The sequence below is a fragment of the Ruegeria sp. H4 genome, from assembly GCF_056533065.1.
Map to the genome: position 1 here is coordinate 365,353 of NZ_JBQFOC010000001.1, position 21,738 is coordinate 387,090.

Here is a 21,738-nt window from a genome sequence, read left to right on the forward strand (position 1 = left end):
AGCTCAGGCCGCAGCCGCCAACATCGTGCGCGCCTTGACAGTGTGATTGTTGCTGCTCAGCAGTTTCTGGCGCGCATGCCGGAAATGCGCGGCCTTGAGCGCATCGTCTATCTGGCGGTTGCGCCGCAACACCCGGGCCAGACGCTGGCTGTCAAAGACCAGGCAGACCGTCGGCTCATCGGTGCGCACCGTGGCTGTTGCGGGTAGGCCGATGCCGAAGGTCAACTCTCCCAATATCTGGTCTGGGCCGCATTGATTAATCACCTGACTGTTCTTCAGAATCGTGGTTCGGCCTGACAGGACATAAGCGAGAAAGTCACTGGTCATGCCTTCTTCGATCAGGGTAACGCCGGGTTCGTAAGTGATCAGCTTTGCGGTATTCAGCAGCTTGCGCGCGTGATGGGGTTTGAGCGTTTCAAGGTAGTTGTCAACAAACTGCTGTTCGGGTTCGGAAAACCGCACCAGATGATGTGAGAGATATCCGCGTAACAAACCCAGCACCGAGATCAGGATGTAAGCCAGCTGGATAATTGATCCTGCCAGATTGAATTCTTCCGCCATGCTGATTAGCACGCAACTTGCCGCAACGATGACCAGAACGGGATACAGAACGCCTGACCCGCGCACGATCCCCATTTGCAACAGAAAGTAGTTGAGAATGTATAGCCCGGCACCGAATACGCCGATCATAACGATCAGCTGTGCAATGTCTGTGACGTCCGTCGGCAATGTTAGCATCTTCGGGCCCACCCTTGCGATGTGATGGACCAAAGGCTGCCTTCAAAACCGGATGCTGTATATGAACAGCTTCACAAGTTATTAACGATTATGTCCGTGCCTTTGCCTGCGCGCGCAGCATACCCCCCATCATCTGCCCGAATTTGCCCGACCCGCGCTGATACAGAGCGCCATCCACAGCCATTACTGTCCCGCTGATGTAACTGGCCAGGTCCGAGCTGAGGAACAGGCAGGCATTGGCCACATCCTGCGGCTGCCCCCAGCGGCCCAATGGGATGTCCTTTCGTATTTCTTCATGCGCGTCTTCCGAAGGCGTGAGACGTTTGGCGCCCTCGGTGCCTTCAATGAAGCCAGGCACGACCGAGTTCACCCGGATCCCTTCGATCCCCCACTCCATCGACAGCGTGCGCGTGATCTGGTCGACCCCGGCTTTGGCGGCGCAGACATGGGATTGGCCTTCGTAAGGCAGATAGGATTGCGGGGCCGAGATGTTGATGATGCTAGCACCGGGACGTTTCAGATAGGGGTAGGCCCCTTTCATCACGTGGATCGTGCCCATCAGGTCGATATCGATCACTGTCTTGAATGCGTTGACCGACATCTGAGCCGCCAGTGCCGGAAAGTTGCCTGCCGCACCGGAAACCAAAACGTCGAACTCGCCCAAGGCTTCGTGGAACTGTTCCAGGCCTTCTGCAACGGCCTCGGGATCGCGCACATCAAAGGCTGCTCCGATGGCCTGTTGAGCGCCTGTGGATTTCAGGGCCGCGACAGTATCATCCACTTTTTCCTGCGACCGGCTGGCCACCGCAAGTTTCGCGCCCGAGGCCGCAAAGGCCTCGGCAATACCACGATTGATACCGCTGGTTCCGCCAATGACGATGACGGTTTTTCCTGAAAAATCCATATGGGCCTCCCATGGTCGGGAGCCCTACTCTCCGTAGGGCACCCAGATGTTTTTGACTTCGGTCGCAGCTTGCAGGAAGCGGCGGGAATGGTCCACGCTCCAATCGATTGCCGTCGCGTTATTGACCCAGGTCCGTTTCAGGTTCCCGGCTGAGGCGGCTTCGATCTCTTTCGATAGGTCGGTGGATGAGAACGACCAGACCGCGTCCACGTTCAGATGCGAGGCGAGCGGTTTCGCCAGTTCCGCGTGGCTGCCGGTCAGGATGTTGACCACACCGGCGGGCACGTCCGAGGTTTCGAGGATCTGATAGAAATCCGTCGCCGCCAGCGGGTAGGGTTCAGACGCTGCCAGCACCACCCGGTTGCCCATCGCAATCGCTGGGGCCAAGGCCGAAACCAGACCCAGCAGTGGTGCCTCATCCGCACAGAGCGCGCTGATCACGCCCACGGGTTCTTTCATGGCGATTGCCACGCCCCGGATCGGAACGCCATGCACCTGACCGTCATATTTGTCGGCCCAGGCGGCGGCGGTGAATAGGCGCTGGATCGAGGCTTCGACCTCTTTCGCGCCGTCTTTTTTGGCGGTCAAGGCGTCGATACGGGCGGCAAATTCACCCGCGCGGGCCGAGAGGTTCTCGCCGATATAATAAAGGATCTGCGCCCGCAGATGGCCGGTAGTTTTGGACCAACCTTTCGCCCCCGCCGCAGCCTCAACCGCGTTGCGGACGTCCTTGCGGTTGGCCAAGCCCACATGGCCCAGCAGGCCGGATTTGCCCCAGATTGGTTTTGAATATCCGCTGTCGGGTCGTGCCTGTTTGCCGCCGATATACATCTTGGCGGTGCGGTCGATGGGATCGACCGGAGCCCCTTCGCCCATGGCCGCTTCGACCTTGGCCAGCGGCTTAGCTTTGCCTTTGGGTTTGGTATAGGCCGTCAGCCCCTCCCAGCCACCTTCCCGTCCAAAACCGCTTTCGCGCACGCCGCCAAACCCTGCGGCGGCGTCGAACAGGTTGGTGGCGTTGACCCAGACCACGCCCGCGACCAGCTTGGGCGCGATATCCAGCGCCAGGTTCACATTCTCGGTCCAGACCGTCGCGGCCAGACCGTAACGGGTGTTGTTGGCCAGTTCCACCGCCTCTTCCGGAGTGCGGAAAGTGGACGAGACCAGTACCGGGCCGAAGATTTCCTCCTGCATCAGCGGGTCCGAAGTTTCGAGACCCGAGATCAGTGTCGGAGGGTAGTAGCAGCCGTTTTCCGGTAACTCACAGGCGGCCTGATGCACATGCCCAACCGTGTTTCTATCGACCATGCCCTTGATCGTTTGCAGCTGAACCGGGTCCACCACAGCGCCGACGTCTATGCATTTGTCCAGCGGATCACCGATGCGCAAGCCATCCATCCGGGCGCGCAGCTTGTCGTGAAAGCGGTCGGCGATGCCTTCCTGCACCAACAGGCGCGAACCCGCACAGCAGACCTGACCCTGATTGAACCAGATCGCATCGACCAAACCTTCGATAGCTGAGTCAATATCGGCGTCGTCGAACACGACGTAAGCGGACTTTCCGCCCAGCTCCAAAGTCAGTTCCTTGCCTGATCCAGCGGTTGCTTCGCGGATACGGCGGCCAACCACGGTCGAGCCGGTAAAGGCAACCTTGTCCACATCCGCGTTCACGATCATCTCGCCCACCGCGCCGTCTCCGGTCACGATGTTAACGACGCCCTTCGGCAATCCAGCCTGCGAGCAGATGTCGGCGAACAGCAGCGCGGTCAACGAGGTATACTCGGCCGGCTTCAGAACCACTGTATTGCCCATCGCCAGCGCAGGCGCGATCTTCCACGCCAGCATCAGCAAAGGGAAGTTCCACGGGATGATCTGGCCGCAAACGCCCAAGGCCTCAGCATCGGGCAGTTCGCTTTCCATCAGCTGCGCCATACCGGCGTGGTAGTAGAAGTGTCGCTGCGCCAGGGGGATGTCGATATCGCGGGACTCGCGGATCGGCTTGCCATTGTCCATGCTCTCCAGCACGGCAAACAGGCGAGAATGCTTCTGCAACAGACGTGCAATAGCATAGAGGTACCGTGCACGACCTGCGCCGCCCAGTTTCTCCCACTTGGGGTGCGCCTTGCGGGCAGCGGCGACGGCAGCGTCCACATCAGCTTGCTTCGCCTGGGTTAGCTTGGCCAGAACCTCTCCGGTCGCGGGGTTGCGGCTGTCGAACCCCTTGCCGGGTTTGGTGAAGGCCCCGTCGATGTAGTGGCCGAACTTGTCGCCCTGATCGACCAGCCAGGCCAGTGCCTCGGCAGCGCTTTCGGGGGCTGGGCCGTAATCCATGGTTTCGAAAATCTCTTTGACTGTCATTGTTTTGTCCTCAGCCCATGGAGTGACGGTAACCGGCGGAATACGCGCCTGTCACATAATGTTCCAACTGCCGCTCGATATCGCCCAGCAGCGATGAGGCGCCAAAGCGGAACAGATCGGGCTCCAGCCAGCGGTCGCCCAGCTCATCCTTGATCAGCGACAGATAGACCAACGCGTCCTTGGCCTTGGAAATCCCGCCCGCAGGCTTGTATCCCACGCGATACCCAGTGCGGTCATAGTAGTCGCGGATCGCGCGGATCATCACCAGAGAAACGGGCAGGGTAGCGTTGACGCTTTCCTTACCGGTTGAGGTTTTGATGAAATCCGCCCCCGCCATCATGCACACCAGCGAAGCACGGGCGACGTTGCGCAGGCTGCCCAGTTCTCCGGTCGCTAGGATCGCCTTCACATGTGCATCTCCACAAGCCACGCGGAACGCCTTCATTTCGTCGTACAGCGCTTGCCAGTCACCCGACAGTACATGACGGCGCGAGATCACGATGTCGATCTCTTCGGCGCCGGCCTTCACGCTTTCCTCGATCTCGGCCACACGCAAGTGAAACGGGGACAAGCCGGCGGGGAAGCCGGTGGAAACGGCTGCCACTGGAATCCCAGTGCCCTTGAGCGCATCAACCGCAGTTTCGATCATGTCGTGATACACACAAACCGCGCCTGTGGTGATCGCGGGCATATTCAGCGCCTGTAAGGTGGCGGATGCAACCGGTTGGCGTGCCTTGGCGCACAGTCGACGCACCCGTCCCACAGTGTCATCGCCCGACAGGGTGGTCAGGTCGATCATCGTGATCGCCTTCAGCAGCCATGCGGCTTGATAGTCTTTCTTCACCGACCGCCGACCCGGCAGGGTGGCCGCTCGGCGTTCGATCGCAGAGGTGTTTGCCTGCACGGCGCGCACCCAGTCCAGGTCAAGGTCCATACCGGGGTTGCGGGGTTCGGTCACTTGCGGCAGATGCGCGGTGCGCACGGGGCTGTCTGAGCTCTGCGTTTCCATTGTCACGTCCTTTGGGAGGTTTGCGCCAAAATCGCACGGGCTGCGGCTAAATGGAAGGCATCAGAACCGCGCGACACAGAATAATTTGACCATTTGGACAAATAATGCGGAATTTGTTGCGAATAATTCTCAATAGCATTGACTTAGTTGCGAATGGTTCTCATATTCAATCTCAACTGAGCCCGAGTTCCGAGGTCTGAATATGATTCGTCGCCATTTCCTTGCCGCATTGGCTGTTGCTGCAACGCTACCGCTTGCCGCTTGGGCCGAGGCTCCTCTCAAAATCGTCGCAACAACCGGCATGATCGCAGATGCGGTGCGTCAGGTTGGTGGAGATCAAGTTGATGTGAAGGGCCTGATGGGGCCTGGCGTTGACCCGCATGCGTATCGCCAGACCCGCAGCGACATCGTTGCCATGACCCGTGCGGATCTGGTTCTGTGGCATGGCCTGTATCTGGAAGCGCAGATGGAGGACTTCTTTGAAAACCTTTCGCGCAAACAGACTGTGGTTGCTGTGGCAGAAAGCATCGATAAATCCAAGCTGCGTGCCCATGACGATTATGCCGACAAATACGACCCGCATATCTGGATGAGCCCAGCCTTGTGGGGCGAGGTTGTGACCGAGATTCAGGCCACATTGACCGAAGCCCGCCCTGAATCGGCAGACCTTTTTGCGGCAAATGCCGAGGCGCATCTGGCTGAGCTGCAAGCGCTGGCAGCTTATGCAGAACAGTCTCTGACGGCTGTACCAGAAGAAAGCCGTGTGTTGCTGACCGCCCATGATGCTTTTGGATATTTCGGGGCGGCCTATGGTTATGAGGCCATGGGCGTTCAGGGGATCTCAACCCAATCCGAAGCCGGCTTGAACCGGATCGGAGAGCTCGTCGATACGTTGGTTGACCGTCAACTGACCGCCGTCTTCGTGGAAAGCTCGGTCTCTGACCGTTCCATGCGCGCACTGATCGAAGGGGCTGCGGCCAAGGGGCACGAGGTTTCTGTTGGGGGGGAGCTGTTCTCTGACGCAATGGGTGTCGATGGCACCTATGAAGGCACGTATGTCGGCATGCTGGATCACAATATCACCGTGATTGCAGGTGCATTGGGTGCAGACGTGCCCGAGCGCGGCCTGAACGGCAAACTGTCGGCGGGGTTTTAAACGATGCTGGAACTGGCCGCTTCACAGGGTGTTTCGATCGAAGATCAAAGCGTTGAATCCAGCCCGTTGGCGGTGCGGGGTCTGACCGTTTCTTATGGTCAGAAACCGGCGGTATTCTCGGTTGATATGACCGTTCAACCGGGTGCGATGACGGCGATTATTGGTCCGAACGGCGCGGGGAAATCGACCCTTTTGAAAGCGGCGCTTGGGATCGTGAAGCCTCTGTCCGGTCTGGTAACCGTGTTCGGGAAATCGCTAGAAGATCAACGTGCCCGGATCGCCTATGTGCCGCAACGTGCCAGTGTGGATTGGGATTTCCCGACCCGCGTGATCGACGTGGTCTTGATGGGTCTGTCGCGGCAGCTGGGCCTGTTGGGCCGGGTTCGTGCGCGCCACATGGCCGGCGCGATGGATTGCCTGAACCGGGTCGGGATGCGTGATTTCGCAGATCGCCAGATCGGCCAGCTTTCGGGTGGACAACAGCAGCGGGTATTTCTGGCCCGCGCTCTGGCGCAGGATGCCGACCTGTATCTGTTGGACGAACCCTTTGCCGGGGTCGATGCGGCCACTGAAAAGGCCATCATCGCAGTGCTGAAGTCGCTGAAAGAGGCGGGCAAGACCGTGGTCGTCGTGCATCACGATCTGGCAACCGTCACTGACTATTTCGACCATGTCTTCCTGATCAACACCCGCAAGGTTGCTGAAGGTCCGGTGTCTGAGGCGTTCACCGCAGAAACTCTGCAATCCGCATATGGTGGGCGTCTGGCTACCGCGCAGATCGATCAGATTTCGCGCGCAGTCGGGTAACACATGCTTTGGGATGCGCTTAGCCTGCAGCTTGGCTATAACGCCACGCTCGTTGCCATTGGTGCGACGTTGCTGGGGGTGTCGGCGGGTGTCACTGGCACCTTTCTTTTTCTGCGCAAACGCGCGCTGGTCAGTGATGCGATCAGCCATGCAACCCTGCCCGGTGTCTGCCTTGCTTTCATGGTGCTGGTCGCGTTCGGTGGGGATGGGCGCAATCTGTTGGGCCTGCTGGCGGGATCGGCGGTTTCCGCCTGGATTGGGCTGCTGTGCATGAACTGGCTGACACGCCACACGCGGCTGGTTGAAGACGCTGCGATTGGCGCAGTCCTGTCAGTGTTTTTTGGCTTTGGCATCGTCCTGCTGACTGTCATTCAGACCATGGGTGTGGGTCGTCAGGCGGGGCTCGAAGGTTTCCTGCTGGGCTCCACCGCCGGTATGCTTTGGGCGGATGCGATGATCATTGCCATTGGCGGCGCGGCCACCTTGGTGCTGGTCATGATCCTGCGTCGTCCGATGACACTGGTGGCCTTTGATCCGGATTATGCGACGGCCCAAGGCTTGCCAGTGCATCGGATTGATCTGGCGATGATGGGATTGGTGATGGCCGTCACCGTGGTCGGGCTGAAAATCGTTGGCCTGATCCTTATTGTCGCCCTGCTGATCATCCCGCCCGTCACGGCGCGGTTTTGGTCCGACCGCTCTGATCGTGTTGTTATCCTTGCCGGTTTGGCAGGTGGATTGGCTGGCTATGTCGGAGCCGCGTTGTCTGCCACCGCGCCGAACCTGCCTACTGGACCGATCATCGTTCTGGTCAGCTTTGGTTTCTTTGTCCTGTCGCTATTCTTTGCGCCGATCCGAGGTGTTCTGGCCGCTGTTCTGCGTCACCTGCGGTTTCAACGCCGTGTGCATATCCGGCAAGGGCTGCTGGCCTTGGCGCAAGACCAAAAGATATACGAGCCGCTGACCCTGCGCCTGTTGCGCCGCGCCGATCTGGTTCGTGCGGATGGGGTTGCAACCGATGCCGGAAAGGCGCGCGCCGCCAAGGCGCTGCGCGATGAGAAGCGGTGGGAAGTTGTGCGCGCGGATCAGGCGCATGAGGCGACGGCGGCGCTCTATGACGGGCTACGGGACATCGAAACCGTGCTGACCCGCGATCAGATCGCCGAGATCGACCGCCAGATCGGTGGCCCTCAGGAGGTTCCGGCATGAGTGGTGAAGAATTCGTTCCCCTTTCTCTGACGCCTTTGCTGATTGGCACCTTTGCAGCCGTTGCCTGCGCGCTGCCCGGCAACTTTCTGGTGTTGCGCAAACAGGCGCTGATCGGGGATGCGATCAGCCATGTCGTGTTGCCGGGTATCGTTGTGGCCTTTTTGGTCACCGGTGCAATCTCAACCTGGCCCATGATGCTGGGCGCGGCAGGTGCGGCGATTGTCGCGGTGATCCTGATCGAGGCCATCCGGCGGTTGGGTCAGATCGAACCCGGTGCAGCGATGGGCGTTGTCTTCACCACCATGTTCGCAGGCGGTGTACTGCTTCTGGAACAGACCGATACCTCGACCGTGCATTTGGACGTGGAACACGCGCTCTATGGCAATCTGGAAAGCCTGATCTGGCTGGATGCCACAGGTTGGTCCTCGCTTTGGGATGTCGAAGCGCTGGTGGGCTTGCCGCCCGAACTGCCCCGGATCGCGATCACATTGCTGGGTGTTCTGCTGTTCACCTGGCTGTTCTGGCGTCCGCTGAAAATTTCGACCTTCGATGAGGGGTTCGCCCGCACCTTGGGGATCCGAACCAATGCATTGGGTCTGGCGCTGGTGATTGTGGCTGCGATTGCTGCTGTGGCGGCGTTTGACGCGGTCGGCTCGATCATAGTAATCGCCATGTTCATCTGCCCGCCCGCTGCGGCACGTATGATGACCAACCGGCTTGAGGCGCAAGTTACGTGGAGCGTTGCATTCGCCGTGATCTCAGCTGTGTCAGGATATGTGCTGGCAGGCTACGGACCGCTTTGGCTGGGCGCGGCAGACGCGGTTAGCGCGGCCGGTATGATTGCCACAATGTCGGGTGTGATTCTGGCTCTGAGTGCGATGTTCGGCCCGTGCCGAACCAGAGTTGGTGCGCACACGACTGTGTGAATTGGCGCTTTCCTGCCAGTGCTTTCCGCAGGTCATCGGCTGGACTCTGCCCAGATTGTTCGAATGTGACTCTTAGTGAGCCTTCTGAAAATGCGCATGGTACGCGTGACGGTAAGAACTCGTTACCTACCACTCACTTCAGAACGTCCGGGTGGTTGGGGACAAGCGGCACCTTATTTGGTACCCGCCCACAACTGCCCGGACACCCCTCTCCCAAGTCTAAAATCAAATCGAAACCGATGCCAAAATCGGTGGCGGAATCGTAGTACCATGTGCTAGGTGTGGTGGTATGGCGCAAGCAAACCCCAATATCAGCGACATTCGCCCGGTTATTCGGCAACTCGACGATGCAGCGATCAATCGGATCGCGGCGGGCGAGGTGGTGGAACGCCCGGCGTCGGCTGTGAAGGAACTGGTTGAGAATGCCATTGATGCTGGCGCCAGCCGGGTGGCCATAGATATCGCGGACGGTGGCAAGACCTTGATCCGGGTCACGGATGATGGCTGCGGTATCTCCGCCCAGGATTTGCCGCTGGCCTTGTCGCGGCATGCGACCTCGAAAATCGACGGCTCGGACCTGCTGAATATCCAAACATTCGGGTTCCGAGGCGAGGCTCTGCCCTCGCTCGGCGCTGTCGGGCGTTTGACGATCACCAGCCGAGTGCCCGGTGCCGAGGCTGCGCAAATCCACGTAGCTGGTGGCAAGATGGAGGCGGTGAAACCCGCTGCTCTGCGCGTGGGCACGGTGGTTGAACTGCGCGATCTGTTCTACGCTACGCCCGCCCGGCTGAAATTCATGCGCACGGATCGGGCCGAGGGTCAGGCGATCACCGATACCGTCAAGCGGCTGGCGATGGCGGAACCGGCCGTGACCTTCTCCCTGCGCGATGTCTCGGGAGGCGGTGAGGGGCGCGTGACCTTTCGTGCTGACCGTGAGAATGGCGATTTATTTGACGCGCTGCACGCCCGCCTGGCCCGCGTGATTGGCCGCGAGTTCGCCGAAAACGCTCTGCGTATCGATGCCACACGCGAAGGGCTGCGCCTGTACGGATATGCCGCCCTGCCGACTTATTCCCGTGGCGCGGCGGTGGCGCAGTACCTGTTCGTCAATGGTCGCCCGGTCCGGGACAAGATGCTGACTGGCGCCTTGCGCGCGGCCTATTTCGATTTTCTCAGCCGGGATCGCCATTCGGCCGCGGCGTTGTTCATTGATTGTGATCCTATGCTGGTCGATGTGAACGTCCATCCGGCCAAGTCCGAAGTGAGGTTCCGGGATCCGGGCGTTGCGCGCGGGCTGATCGTGTCCAGCCTGCGCCATGCGCTGGCCGAGGCTGGGCATCGTGCATCCTCGACCGTGGCTAATGCAACGCTTGGGGCGATGCGCCCGGAACCGGCACAGGCGACCCCGGCGCGGGTCTATCAGATGGACCGGCCAACCCCTGTGGCGCGCCAGGCCGCGTACCGGACGCAATCTCCGGGTTTTGCGGAACTGGCCAATGACTATAGCGGCAGCATTGTTGCACCGACCCCGATCGAACCGGTCGCCGAAGAACCACCGGCACAGGACCTGCCTTTGGGCGCGGCGCGCGGACAGGTGCACGAGAATTACATCATCGCCCAGACCGCCGATGGCATGGTGATTGTCGACCAGCACGCTGCACATGAACGGCTGGTCTACGAGAAACTCAAGGCTCAGATGGCCGAGAGTGGCGTCGCCGCGCAGGCCCTGCTGATTCCCGAGATCGTAGAACTGTCCGAGGGCGATTGCGCCCGCCTGATGGCCGTTTCCGATGATCTGTCCCGCCTTGGCTTGACGCTAGAGCCATTCGGTGGCGGGGCCATCGCCGTGCGCGAAACTCCGTCCATTTTGGGTGAGGTCAATGCCCGTGCGATGATCCTGGATATCCTCGACGAACTGGTAGATCAGGGCGAAAGCCAAATGGTACAGGCCAAGATCGAGGCGATCCTGAGCCGCATCGCCTGCCACGGCTCGATCCGCTCGGGTCGCCGGATGCGCGCAGAAGAGATGAACGCCCTGCTGCGCGAGATGGAGGCAACACCCCATTCTGGCCAATGCAATCACGGGCGGCCCACTTACGTGGAATTGAAACTGAGCGATATCGAGCGGCTGTTCGGGCGCAGTTGATCCGATGCTCCAGACCCGTTAAGAAGATCGAAACAAAACGAGAACAAATTGAATCACATGATCCAGATCGCAGGAATACAGATCGCAATAAATGACCCAGTTGTCCTGACTGTGGGCGGTTTGGTCGCGCTGATCGTGCTGATGTTGTTCCTGTCGCTGCGCGCGGCCAATCGCTCGGCACGTATGACTGAACCGCTGGCGCGGCAGATGGCGCATCTGGGTCAGCATGTGCAGCAGTTGGGGCAGGGGCAGGAACAGTTGCGCGGTGGATTGCAGCATGTTTCGGACACGCAGGCCAATGCGCAGGTGCAGGTGATTCAGACGGTCGAGGCGCGCCTGTCCTCGGTCCAGCAGCAAATGAACGATCGGCTGGCCGATAACGCGATGAAATCGGCGCGTGCGCTGGCCGAGATGCAGGAACGGATGAAGGAATCGCTGCATGGCTCGTCGAAACAGACGGCAACCTCGCTGACCCAATTGCAGGAACGTCTGTCGGCCATCGACAAGGCGCAGGTCAATATCACCAAACTGTCTGGGGATGTACTTTCGCTGCAGGATATCCTGTCGAACAAACAGACGCGCGGCGCGTTTGGTGAAATTCAGTTGAATGACATCGTCTCCAAGGCGCTGCCGTCAGACAGCTTTCAGTTGCAGGCAACGCTGTCGAACGGGCGGCGCGCCGACTGCCTGATCCATCTGCCGAACCCGCCGGGCCCCATCGTGATCGACAGCAAGTTTCCGTTGGAGGCCTATGAGGCGCTTATTGGCTCGACCAATGATATGGAGTTGAAAGCGGCGCTTCAGATGTTCCGTAGCACCGTACGCAAGCACATCAACGACATTGCCGAGAAGTATATTCTGGATGGCGAAACGGCTGATGGCGCGCTGATGTTTCTGCCGTCCGAAGCCGTCTATGCCGAGCTGCACGCCAAGTTCCCCGAACTGGTGCAGGAAAGCTTTAACAAACGGGTATGGATCGTTTCGCCCACCACCTGCATGGCGACGCTGAACACTATGCGCGCGATCCTGAAAGATGCCCGCATGCGCGAACAGGCGGGCGCGATCCGCAAGGAACTGGGTGCCCTGCACAAGGATGTTGAACGTCTGGGTGATCGCGTGACCAACCTGGATCGTCATTTCGGACAGGCGGCCAAGGATATCTCGGAGATCAAGATCAGTGCTGACAAGGCCGGGCGCAGGGCGCGCCGACTGGACAATTTCGACTTTGAGGAGTTAGCTCCGGACGACTCGCATGACGTTGTTCCGCTGGCGCGCCAAGAAGGCTAATCCTGCGCCTGAACAGGCGTCGTATGATCAAGGGGCGCACTGGCAGAGATATGGCACAAGACACTCCGCCGTCAGAGATTGCCGAGCTGCTGGGCAAAGCTGAGCAGGATGCCGAACAGATCGTTGGTCTGTTGCGTATGCTAGTGGCCTTTGGCCTGGGTCTGTTCTTTCTGGTCACCGTGCAACCGGTTCAGAATACGGGTCATGCCGTGTTGGAACGGCAATGGGTATCCGCCCTTGGCACCATGTTTGCCTATTTTGCGCTGGGCCTGGTCACATGGACAGTAGCGCGACAACAGCGCTTTGCCGGTTGGACGGCTTGGCCAGTTTCCGCGGCAGATGCGCTTTTTTTGGTTTTCAATGTCTGGGTGGGCATGCGCAATGTTGGCCTGTCAGGGGACGTGATGTTTGTGCTGCCAGCGGTGTGGCTGGTGCCTGTCGTGCTGGCCTTTGGCGTTTTGCGTGGCAACCCCAAGGTCATGGCGCTGCAAGTTGCGCTGCTTGTTCTGGGATTGTTATATCTGATCGGTCAGGATGCGGGGCTTTCGAGGGGGCAAGATGCAAATCCGATCTGGCTGTTCCTCTCGCCGCCACCCAACCTGATCCGTCTGTTCATGATCACACTTGCGGGTGTGGTTCTCATCGTTGCCGCCTATCGCGTAAATGCGCTGCTGTTTCAGTCGGTGACCGAAGCGCAGCGCCGCGCGAACCTGACCCGATACCTGCCTGCGCAAGTGGTCGGAGATCTGGGCGAAAGCGGTTTGTCAGCGCTTAAACAGGGGCGGCGGCAGCTGGCCGGAGTGATTTTCATAGACCTGCGCGGCTTTACGACCTTATCGCAAAACTTGCAGCCCGAGCAGGTGTCCGAGCTAATTACTTCTTATCGCAGCCGTGTCTCAAAGGTGGTTCGGCAAGAGAATGGCATCATCGACAAATTCATCGGGGATGCGGTGATGATCGTTTTTGAGGGTGAACGCGCGGCTGAACGGTGTTTGCGATGTGGGCTGGGGTTGTCGCACGAGATGCGCGATTGGAGTATCGAGCGCAGGCACGCGGACCTGCCCACGCTGGAAACGGGCATCGGCCTGCATTGGGGTGAGGTTTTTGTTGGTGTGATCGGTGATCAGGAGCGGCTGGAGTATTCGGTGTTTGGTGACACGGTCAACATTGCGGCCCGGTTGGAAAGCCTGACGCGTACAGCAGATATGACCCTGATTATGTCCGCCGCGTTACTCGACGCCGCAAGTGCCTCGGTGTCTGATACCGAACTGATATCGCTGCCCCCGGTAGAGGTGCGCGGGCGCAGCGGTGCGTTGGATGTATACGGAATACCCCGGCCGGATTGCAGCGCCTGACTGCACGTCAGATACGCAGGAAAGGCTGGAACAGCCGGGGCATCAGCTTATTGAACTTCAATGGCGCATCGGTGACGGCCAGACAAATGCAATCCTGTGACATGTCAGCCACAGGCGTATGCTCCAGATCCTCATCCGCAATCTCGACATCGCCACGGGCAAACCGATCGACCTCATCCGAGAAAGCGCCTTGCAGCACCATGGTCAACTCGGTCCCGTGATGTCCGTGGTCCGGCACGGCAACGCCTGCCGGAATGAAAAGCAGCCGCGCAGTGGCATCCTTGGACGTGGGCAGGATCGCTTGCTTCACGCCCATACCAATGGATTTCCACTGGATGTCATCCACGGTTCCGCCAACATAGTCCTGCAGTGGAGTCGGCAGAACGGCGCAGCCCGGTTTCGCGGGCTTGGGGGTCGGTGCGCCTTGGGCGATCAAAGCCATGGTGGCCGCAAGTGACGCATCGCTCATGCTAATGCTGTCTGACTGATCCTCAAGCACATGCCCGCCCACGGCGTCAAAGCTTTCAGCACGCGCGCGACAGTGGTCGCACAGCGACAGATGGGTGGCGACCATAAGGTCAAACGCCTCGGGCAGGGTGCCCGCCGCATAAGCCATCAGCAGATCATCCGTCAGGTGATGTTTGATCGGGTTGCTCATCTTACTCATCTCAATTCATCGCGTGGCGCAAGCGGTCCAGCGCCAGCCGTATCCGTGATTTGATCGTGCCCAGCGGCAATCCGGTCTGAGATGCGATCTCTCGATGGCTCAGATCTCCGAAGTACGCCTTCTCGATCAGCTGTCTCTGCGCGTCTGGCAACGCCGATAGGGCGGTACGCAGCTGCGCGGTTTCCTGTTGTAACGCAAGGACATCGTCCTGATCAGGCTCGGCCTCGGGTCCCCATCCCAGTTCCTCGGGTTCGGGGCGGCGCTGCTTGCGCAGGACGTCAATGCGTTTGTTCCGAGCAATCGTGAACACCCAGGTGGCCACTGTGGCCCGCGATGGATCGAACAGATGGGCCTTGTGCCACAAGGTCGCCATCACCTCTTGCGCACATTCCTCGGCCATCGTGGCGTCAGACCCTGACTTCATCAGGAACGCCTTGATACGCGGCGCGAAATGCTGGAACAGCTCGGCAAAGGCCGCCTGGTCCTGCGCATCCCGGATACGCCTGACTTGGTCCACCCACTCAGTCCTGGTGTCGCAACTGCCGTTCGTTCCGTTCACCTGTCTACCCTTGATGCGTTTCTTCGCGCGCCAAGGCTGAGGGGCGGCCTGTTCAGCCGCAGGTTCGTCCAAGGTCACGGTATTGATCTCGGTAAACATAACCACATTACGCGGGGCGGCCCAAGGCGGATCACTTTCCTGAGACAAAATAATCCAATCCGCGCTAGATTTCGTATTAGATATGTCAGCTCTTTGAGGAAAAGAGCGCCATTCTAACGGTTTACGGGTCAGACAGGATACGCGACGACATGAAGAAAATCGACCATATCGCAGGCCATACATATCATGGTCGCAAAGGTGCGATTGAAAATGCGTTCCGATATTCGGTTGACTACATCCTGTTCGACCCCGAGGCGCAATTGACAACACCCCTTCTGTTTTCGATGGATCGTGCGAATGTCTTCAACTGGCGGCGTACTGATCACGGAGGCGTGCCAAAGCAAGGTGCTGGCGCAAGCTGGTTGCGTGCCCGCTTTGATGAATTGGAGGTGCCGCAGCCCGCGCAGATCATGTTGCTGACGCAGCCCCGCGTGTTGGGCCATGTGTTCAACCCTGTCAGCTTTTGGCTTTGCTTTGACACTGAGGCGCAGCTGTACGTGGTTGTTGCCGAGGTCACCAATACCTATGGAACCCGTCACAGCTATGTCTGCCATAAGCCGGATTTTTCGCCTATTGGCCCGTCTGACCGTGTGGTGGCGGACAAGCTGATGCATGTGTCTCCGTTCCAGCAGATCGAGGGCAGCTACACGTTTCGCTTCGACTATTGCTCTGACCGTATCGGGGTCTGGATCGACTACGAACGTGCGGACGGGGGGCTGATCGCCACTTTGACCGGGCCACGACAGCCACTGACCAATCGCACGATCCTGTGGTCGTTGCTGCGCCGGCCTTTCGGCGCGCGGCGGACATTTGCCCTGATCGTTTGGCAAGCGCTGAAGCTTTGGCTCAAGAAAGCCCGGTTTCGCCCGTTCCGTCACGCGCCCGTGCCGGATCACCCAGTATCGCGCAGTCGGCGCTAAGCCATCTCTTGTTTGCGTAAGATCAAAGACTCGGGCCCTTGGAACGGGTTTGATGCTCTGAGACCGCGAACAGAAGGAGCTGGAAACATGCTGGAAATCTCAGCAAGAAAAGTCGCCCAGGTCGCCATGATGGGCCGTGAGTTGGAGCGGGCCGAAGGTGAGTTACGCGCCTTTGTCGACCGGATGAGCGAGGATGAGCAGGCCGAGCTGGTCGCTATCATGTGGATTGGGCGCGAGAGCTTCTTCGCCGAGGATCTGGCTGAGGCGATTGCGACCGCAAGGTCGGAGGCCTCAACCCCATGTGCTGACTACCTGATCGGAACGCCGCATCTGTCGGACCATCTGGAGAACGGCTTGGATGCGCTGGGGATTTCGGCCGAGGATGTGGAAAACGATCTGATGTAGGCGTTGCTAAAGTTGGAAACGAGGGGCCAGCCCCTCGGGCTCCCCGAGGTATTTTTGAACAGAAGAAGGATTGGTCGGCCGGCTCCGGCAGGTATTGTCAGACCAAATGATCCACGATCTGCAAATGCTGGGCCAGGGTGTCGATCTCAGCCATCCAGCCCTGCACCAGTTTCGGGTCGTTTGGGGCTGCGTGAACGCCAGCCGGTATCGCGCGGTTCAGGACGGCCTCGATGGCCAATGACACCGGGATCGACACCAAGCGGGCCATGGCGGTGCCGCGTTCGTCGCCCCAGGCGTCCATCACATAGGTTTTGTGCCAGACTTCAATGCCGTCTTTCTCAGCTTTCAGGCCGACGCACAGCACTACGCGGTCGGGCTCGCCTTCGTCATAGGCGTTTTCGGCCCAGAACTGGTCCGACATCTCTTTCAGACGCGCGTCACCTTCGGGGCCTGAGAGGGTTTCGATCTCGGTGAATACGTCGGCCCAGGCGTCGGTCCAGCCGTTCAGGCGCAGGGTGCCGCGGACGAACTCTTTGACCGGCCAGTGATCCTCAAACTGGTATTCGGCCATGAAGGGCAGCGAGTCGCGATTTGGGTAGACCTCAAAGCTCTCGGGGGTTGGCAGCGGCGCGATATAGCTGCTGATCGCGTCCCATGGGCGGGCAACGTCCAGTGGGGCGTATTCACGGATCGATTTTGAAGGTGAGCGCAGCGCTTTCAGCACGCCGAGTGGTGACCAGCTGAACTTGTAGCGGAACGGGTTCGGGTTCTTCGGGATACCGCCGCAATACGAGATGAAGCTGAGGTGGTTTTGCGCATCGAACGCGTCCGAGGCGCGGTAGTCGGCCACCAAAGCATGCGCCATCAGGTGGTCGATGCCCGGGTCCAGCCCGACCTCATTGACCAGCGCCACACCGGCGTCGCGTGCCTTGTCGTCCAGCGCGCGCATCTCGGGCGCTATGTAGGAGGAGGAGACGAAGTTCGCCTCTTTCGAGATCGCCAGCTCCGCCAGCGGCACGTGCCAGTCGCCCGGCAGCATCGAGACGATCACGTCGCCTTTCTCCAGCACTGCCCCCAGAGTGTTGATGTCGAAGGCGTGGATGTCGTTGGTCAGGTCTCCGACTTCGGCGCGGGCTTTGTCGACGGTCCGGTTCCAGACAGTGACCTTTTGACCGCCTTCGATCAGGCGGCGCAGGCCGGGGATGGCCGACAGGCCGGTGCCACACCAGTGAATCGTCATCGCTCAGAGTCCTTCGATATGAGTTTTGTAGGTTGCTTCTGCCCGACCCCAGACGCCGTTGTCCAGATCGGTCAGCGTCAGCAGAGAGGGTAGCAATTGCGCGGCGTAATCTTGCGAGCTTTCGACGGGCAGCATCGAGGGCAGGTTGTCGATGGCCATCACGTCCATCACTGGTTCGGTGGCGATTCGCAGGGCGGGGGCGTCCCACGTGGTCGCTCGGTCATAGACGGGCACCGGATTGTAATCGCTGTCCGGGTCGCAGGCCACGTCGCCGATGGCGGTCAGGTTGCGCGGCGCGGTCAGCGCCTCGCGCGGAACAAAGACCGGCGTGCCGGGGCGCGCGAAGATACAGTTCAGGAACAGGTCATGGTCGAGGATTTCCGGGAATGGCCCTCCGCTGGTGGTTTCAGCCATGTCCCATTTGGTGACGCTGACGCCCATCGCTTCGCACAGGTCTGCTGACCCGGTGCCCACGCGGCCAAGAGCGCCGATGACGATGGCGCGGGGGCGGGTGGTCTCCGTAGCGTCGAGTTCCGCCAGCAGTTCGGCGTTCAGCGCATCTTTGTTCGAATAGACGCCGACTGGCGGACATTCTTCGCCGCGTTGTTGCGCGGCCCAAGTTTTCAGGGTGACAGCCGCCCCGGCGTATCCGGCCCAGTATCCGAAGGCGGCCACCCGGCGACAATCTTCATCGACCAGATATTCCAGATCATAAAGCGTGCCGCCCCCGGCCTTGAATCGCTGCAACAACGCGCGCCCCGAATGCTGACCCTTATAGGCATGGCCGAACATGATGTGGCGATGGGGCAGGGGCGAGCCATCTTCGGGCAATTCCTTGAGGCCAAAGATGATTGCATCCAATGGGGCTTCGGGCCAGGAATTCTCGACCGCGATCTCGCAGCCTGCGTCTTTGTACCCATCAATCGGAATAGCGCGGACCGAGCTTTCTTCGACTGTCACGCGGATACCCGCTCCGATCAGCGCGGCGGCGCCTTCGGGGGTCAGACCGACCCGTTCCTCGTTCGGGCGCTGTTCTGCCCGGACCCACAGATGTGTCATGCAGTTTCCTTTGCTCAGAGCATTCCGGCGGCACGCACGGCCTGAACCGACCCCCGCGCCTCCATCGCATCACGGAAAGCGACGATTTTGGGAAAGGCCGAAACATCTACCCCGTCGCCCTCAAGCCAGCTGCACACCACGTAAAGGTACGCATCCGCCAGCGAGACCGCTTCACCCAGCACAAAAGGCCCGCGCAGCCCGTTGGCTGAGATGTAGTCACAAGACGCAGTCATTGTCTCCGCGACCTTCGCCGTCATATCCTTCCAGCTGGCTTCCTTATCCGCCCAGCGATGGCCACGCTGCTTGTGGGCATGGTTCACATGCATGGTCGAGGCGAGATAGAACATCACCTCGCGCATCCGGGCTGCCAGCATCGGATCGGCAGGCACCAGCCCGACCTCAGGCGCTTTGGCGGCGATGAATTCCAGCAACGCGCCGGTCTCGGTCAGAATGCCCCCGTCGACCACCAGCGCCGGGACCCGACCCTTTGGGTTGATCTGTTTGTAGGCCGGTTTCGCCTGCTCGCCCCCGGCGAAATCCAGCTTGATGGCCTCATAGTCCAGTCCCGCCTCTTCCAGAGCGATGGCAACGGCAACCGAGATGGTGCGAGGGGCGTAGTAAAGCTGCATAGGGGTCTCCTTACAGATGCGTCTGTGCGAATTGCCGATCGGGCGTTTCCAAATGCGGGACGGCGTTAAACAGAACCGGGCTGAGATGTGCGCCAATCGGATGCAGACGATGCATTGACGTGTTCATGATGGCAAGGGCGACGCGTGCCATCGAAGGGATATCCAGACCCATTGCCTGCCGCACCACCATCGAAATCAACCCGCCCGAGGTGACGACGATGGCGGGCCCACCTTCTGTCCCTATGTCCCGCAGCGCATCGCGGACACGGGTTTCGAATTGTCCAAAGGTCTCGGGCGTGTTCTCGATCTCGCCATTGGCCCAGGCGGCAAACGTCTTGGGCAGGTGTTCGACAAAGCCTTCGCGATCCGTGGGGATGGCAACGCCATGCTGATCCTCGAACAATTGCGCGAGAGTGAAGTACTCGATCTCATTCAACCGCGGGTCACGGATCGGGTCGGTTAACTCCATGCTCGCCGCTGTTTCGGCGTGCCGGGTCAGCGTTCCGCAATAGACGCGGGGATAATGGCTGCGCGTGTCGCGCAGATGCGCACCCAGCCAACGGGCCTGCTGATGCCCCAAATCGCTCAGCTTGTCATAGTTTGCCTCGTCGCGCGCCGCCGTGTTGGCCTGCCCGTGCCGCACCAATGTAATATGTGACATGTCGGTCCCTCTTATGCGGATGTCTTAGGGCAGGTTCCGGGCCGGGGCCAGAGGGGTTTCCCGTTGGTGGCAAAAAATCCTTACAGCTTTTTGTGTTCTGGCTATGGTTGCCGCGACTATGTGTCTGGAGGACCTATGAGCATCGATCCAAATCGTTTTCTGACCGATCTGCACAAGCTGCGCGAATTCGGGGTGTCGGGTGTTGGCAAAGGTGTCGTACGTCCGGCCTATTCCCCAGCGGACATTGCCGCACGGCAATGGCTGGCGGGCCGTATGACCGAAGCGGGGCTGGAGCCGCATTTTGATCCGGTTGGGAACCTGTTTGGACTTGCCCCATGCACTTCCTTGCTGATGGGATCACATTCCGACAGCCAGCCAGAAGGCGGCTGGCTGGACGGGGCGCTGGGCGTGATTGCCGCGCTCGAGATTGCACGGGCCAGCGATCAACCGATCTCGGTTGTCAGTTTTCAAGATGAAGAGGGTCGCTTTGGCGTGACCACTGGATCGGCGGTTTGGTCAGGTGGGCTGCCGCTGGAACAGGCCGATCAGCTGACCGACGGCTCTGGAGTTCCCTTTGGCGCGGCCCGATCTGCGATGGCTGACCTGACACAAGGCTTTGTCGAACCATCCCGGTTCCGCGGTTTCATCGAGATGCATATCGAACAAGGCCCCGCGCTGGACGCAGCGGGGCAGCAAATCGGCGTTGTCACCGATATTGTCGGAATCCGGGATATGTCGATCACGTTTGAGGGGCAACAGAACCATGCGGGTACCACGCCGATGCATTTGCGGCGCGATGCGTTTCAGGCCTTGTCTTTGTTTAACGCGCGATTAAATAACCGCTTCCGTAACGTGGTGACCCCTCAGACCGTATGGACTATCGGTCGCGTCGAATTGCATCCCAATGCATCCTCCATCGTGCCGGGGCGTGTACGGTTCTCGATGCAATGGCGCGATGGCGATGGGGACCGGCTGATCCGCATGGAGGAGATCATTCGATCCACCGCGCAGCAGGTCGCCGACGAGCTTGGCATGACCCTCAGTTACGGCCCAATGCTGGGGCTGGAGCCGGTGGCCATGGACTCGACCCTGCGCGCGGCGCTGGAGCGTGGTGCGCAACAGGTCTCGCCCGACAACTGGCGCGGAATGCCATCGGGTGCGCTGCATGACGCCACCAATGTCGCCCGCCTGATGCCAGTTGCGATGCTATTTGTGCCCTCGATCAATGGAATCAGCCATGATTTCGCCGAGGATACGGCCGAGGATGACCTAGTCGCTGGTCTTTGCGTGTTGGAACATGCTGTAAGAGCCTTGGCTGGGTAATCTGAATAGAAGACATGGAATATCCAGAGTTCTCAGCGTATTGACCCCAGGGTAAGTCCCTTTGGCGGGGTTCGCGCCTTTGATTAATTTCGGTGAAGCGCAGGGTCTATTGCAACGAGTGTTGCCTAACGGAAAAAAGTTTCCTATAGGAACATTATTGATGCATACGCCCGTATACAGGTTTGCCGCAGCAAAGCCCCGCAGTTAGAATCCGGGGCTGAATCGTTGCAAATTTTGCTGCTTGCGGCAGACTGATGCGCATGCGTTGCGACCATTAGAGA

The 21,738-nt window shown here is 59.7% G+C and carries 20 protein-coding genes; 10 read left to right on the forward strand and 10 right to left on the reverse strand.

Going from position 1 to position 21,738, the window contains the following annotated elements:
• Nucleotides 1–3: 3 nt before the first annotated feature.
• The 4 genes from ACR0KG_RS01785 to deoC all read right to left on the reverse strand — a co-directional run bounded on the left by ACR0KG_RS01785 (nt 4) and on the right by deoC (nt 5,009).
• Nucleotides 4–729, reverse strand: coding sequence for a Crp/Fnr family transcriptional regulator (locus ACR0KG_RS01785; RefSeq protein ID WP_480826316.1), 726 nt, complete (start codon nt 727–729; stop codon nt 4–6).
• 97 nt (nt 730–826) lie between these two features.
• Complete coding sequence (locus ACR0KG_RS01790) at nt 827–1,642, reverse strand: SDR family oxidoreductase (protein ID WP_480826317.1); 816 nt, start codon at nt 1,640–1,642, stop codon at nt 827–829.
• A 24-nt stretch (nt 1,643–1,666) separates the two neighbouring features.
• Nucleotides 1,667–4,000, reverse strand: a complete 2,334-nt coding sequence (locus tag ACR0KG_RS01795) for an aldehyde dehydrogenase family protein (protein WP_480826318.1) — start codon at nt 3,998–4,000, stop codon at nt 1,667–1,669.
• 10 nt (nt 4,001–4,010) lie between these two features.
• Nucleotides 4,011–5,009, reverse strand: coding sequence for a deoxyribose-phosphate aldolase (deoC, locus tag ACR0KG_RS01800; RefSeq protein WP_480551133.1), 999 nt, complete (start codon nt 5,007–5,009; stop codon nt 4,011–4,013).
• 202 nt (nt 5,010–5,211) lie between these two features.
• On the opposite strand from deoC, the gene ACR0KG_RS01805 reads away from it, so the two are divergent.
• From ACR0KG_RS01805 to ACR0KG_RS01835, 7 genes are all read left to right on the forward strand, one after another.
• A complete protein-coding gene (locus ACR0KG_RS01805) occupies nt 5,212–6,165 on the forward strand; it encodes a metal ABC transporter solute-binding protein, Zn/Mn family (protein WP_480826319.1) in 954 nt (317 codons plus the stop codon).
• Between the two features lie 3 nt (nt 6,166–6,168).
• Nucleotides 6,169–6,972, forward strand: coding sequence for a metal ABC transporter ATP-binding protein (locus ACR0KG_RS01810; RefSeq protein ID WP_480826320.1), 804 nt, complete (start codon nt 6,169–6,171; stop codon nt 6,970–6,972).
• Between the two features lie 3 nt (nt 6,973–6,975).
• Nucleotides 6,976–8,181 (forward strand): metal ABC transporter permease, encoded by a 1,206-nt coding sequence (locus ACR0KG_RS01815; protein ID WP_480826321.1) that lies wholly within the window; start codon nt 6,976–6,978, stop codon nt 8,179–8,181.
• Nucleotides 8,178–9,107: a metal ABC transporter permease gene (locus ACR0KG_RS01820; RefSeq protein ID WP_480826322.1), complete on the forward strand. Its 930-nt coding sequence runs from the start codon at nt 8,178–8,180 to the stop codon at nt 9,105–9,107. The genes ACR0KG_RS01815 and ACR0KG_RS01820 overlap by 4 nt, the downstream gene beginning before the upstream one ends.
• 289 nt (nt 9,108–9,396) lie before the next feature.
• On the forward strand, nt 9,397–11,253 hold the full coding sequence (mutL, locus tag ACR0KG_RS01825; RefSeq protein WP_480826323.1) for a DNA mismatch repair endonuclease MutL: 1,857 nt from the start codon (nt 9,397–9,399) through the stop codon (nt 11,251–11,253).
• Between the two features lie 57 nt (nt 11,254–11,310).
• Nucleotides 11,311–12,540, forward strand: a complete 1,230-nt coding sequence (locus tag ACR0KG_RS01830) for a DNA recombination protein RmuC (protein ID WP_480826324.1) — start codon at nt 11,311–11,313, stop codon at nt 12,538–12,540.
• Between the two features lie 50 nt (nt 12,541–12,590).
• Nucleotides 12,591–13,895, forward strand: a complete 1,305-nt coding sequence (locus tag ACR0KG_RS01835) for an adenylate/guanylate cyclase domain-containing protein (protein ID WP_480826325.1) — start codon at nt 12,591–12,593, stop codon at nt 13,893–13,895.
• A gap of 7 nt (nt 13,896–13,902) precedes the next feature.
• Here ACR0KG_RS01835 and ACR0KG_RS01840 read toward each other — a convergent pair whose 3' ends face one another.
• Entirely contained in the window at nt 13,903–14,553 is a 651-nt protein-coding gene (locus tag ACR0KG_RS01840) for a ChrR family anti-sigma-E factor (RefSeq protein WP_480827321.1), read from the reverse strand.
• A gap of 10 nt (nt 14,554–14,563) precedes the next feature.
• A complete protein-coding gene (locus ACR0KG_RS01845; protein ID WP_353009261.1) occupies nt 14,564–15,220 on the reverse strand; it encodes a sigma-70 family RNA polymerase sigma factor in 657 nt (218 codons plus the stop codon).
• Nucleotides 15,221–15,369: 149 nt separating this feature from the next.
• Here ACR0KG_RS01845 and ACR0KG_RS01850 point away from each other — a divergent pair, with 149 nt between their 5' ends.
• A complete protein-coding gene (locus ACR0KG_RS01850) occupies nt 15,370–16,140 on the forward strand; it encodes a DUF1365 domain-containing protein (protein ID WP_480551149.1) in 771 nt (256 codons plus the stop codon).
• A gap of 87 nt (nt 16,141–16,227) precedes the next feature.
• Nucleotides 16,228–16,545 (forward strand): DUF3775 domain-containing protein, encoded by a 318-nt coding sequence (locus ACR0KG_RS01855; RefSeq protein ID WP_170533669.1) that lies wholly within the window; start codon nt 16,228–16,230, stop codon nt 16,543–16,545.
• A 97-nt stretch (nt 16,546–16,642) separates the two neighbouring features.
• Here ACR0KG_RS01855 and ACR0KG_RS01860 read toward each other — a convergent pair whose 3' ends face one another.
• Genes ACR0KG_RS01860 through ACR0KG_RS01875 form a run of 4 tightly spaced genes read right to left on the reverse strand, consistent with a single transcriptional unit; the run spans nt 16,643 to nt 20,134 of the window.
• The gene (locus tag ACR0KG_RS01860) at nt 16,643–17,785 is read right to left on the reverse strand and encodes a saccharopine dehydrogenase family protein (protein WP_480543284.1); all 1,143 of its coding nucleotides are present in this window, start codon (nt 17,783–17,785) and stop codon (nt 16,643–16,645) included.
• Between the two features lie 3 nt (nt 17,786–17,788).
• Complete coding sequence (locus ACR0KG_RS01865; RefSeq protein ID WP_480551151.1) at nt 17,789–18,844, reverse strand: saccharopine dehydrogenase; 1,056 nt, start codon at nt 18,842–18,844, stop codon at nt 17,789–17,791.
• Nucleotides 18,845–18,858: 14 nt separating this feature from the next.
• The gene (locus ACR0KG_RS01870; protein ID WP_480826326.1) at nt 18,859–19,473 is read right to left on the reverse strand and encodes a glutathione S-transferase family protein; all 615 of its coding nucleotides are present in this window, start codon (nt 19,471–19,473) and stop codon (nt 18,859–18,861) included.
• A 10-nt stretch (nt 19,474–19,483) separates the two neighbouring features.
• The gene (locus ACR0KG_RS01875; protein ID WP_480826327.1) at nt 19,484–20,134 is read right to left on the reverse strand and encodes a histidine phosphatase family protein; all 651 of its coding nucleotides are present in this window, start codon (nt 20,132–20,134) and stop codon (nt 19,484–19,486) included.
• 135 nt (nt 20,135–20,269) lie between these two features.
• Here ACR0KG_RS01875 and ACR0KG_RS01880 point away from each other — a divergent pair, with 135 nt between their 5' ends.
• On the forward strand, nt 20,270–21,457 hold the full coding sequence (locus ACR0KG_RS01880) for a Zn-dependent hydrolase (RefSeq protein ID WP_480826328.1): 1,188 nt from the start codon (nt 20,270–20,272) through the stop codon (nt 21,455–21,457).
• Nucleotides 21,458–21,738: the final 281 nt, after the last annotated feature.